Source organism: Paraburkholderia sp. BCC1885 (assembly GCF_900996235.1).
GTDB lineage: Bacteria > Pseudomonadota > Gammaproteobacteria > Burkholderiales > Burkholderiaceae > Paraburkholderia.
Window position 1 is genome coordinate 1 of sequence record NZ_CAAJGM010000085.1, and the last position, 528, is coordinate 528.

Below are 528 nucleotides of genomic sequence, written 5' to 3' on the forward strand. Positions count from 1 at the left end.
CGATTGATCCGAAAGACTCGCGCCGGGTATGACGTCGAGGCGATGGCTTTCTCTGCCTATGACGACGTCGAGGTTTCCAATATGAGACTGGGAGAGAGACGACATGGACAAGCACGATTCCGGAAAATGGCGGCAAGCCGCCCCGCCGCCGTCATTTCGCGGGCAGCTTGATGTGGCGACGCAAGCGCAAGCCGGCCATGAAGCGTGGCCATGGTCGGTAGGGTCCGGCCGAAGCCGTACTGTGGAGGCTGTCCTTGCGTGCTTCGTGCTGCTCGGCATCGAGTCGCTGGGTACCGCGGGCGCCTCCGGCAGGCAGGGCGAGGCAATCTGTAAATTCATCACGCACGGCCAAACTGACGAATCATTCGACCTGAGCGGTATTCTCTCCTGCGTTTGCCGTGATGCCTGCCACCCTGGCCAGGCCCGGCTGAATCCGCGTCAGGCCACGAAGCCGGGCGATCCGCCAAGCCAGGGCGTGGATCTGTCGCTGAACGAGTCGATCGTGGCCGATGGACGATCGGCATCGAG

The 528-nt window shown here is 62.7% G+C and carries 1 protein-coding gene; it reads left to right on the forward strand.

The genetic code is table 11. The annotated features are described in order from the left end of the window. Positions 1 to 103: 103 nt before the first annotated feature. On the forward strand, positions 104 to 528 hold a 425-nt coding region (locus tag FQ755_RS06865), incomplete at its 3' end, for a hypothetical protein (RefSeq protein WP_144152457.1).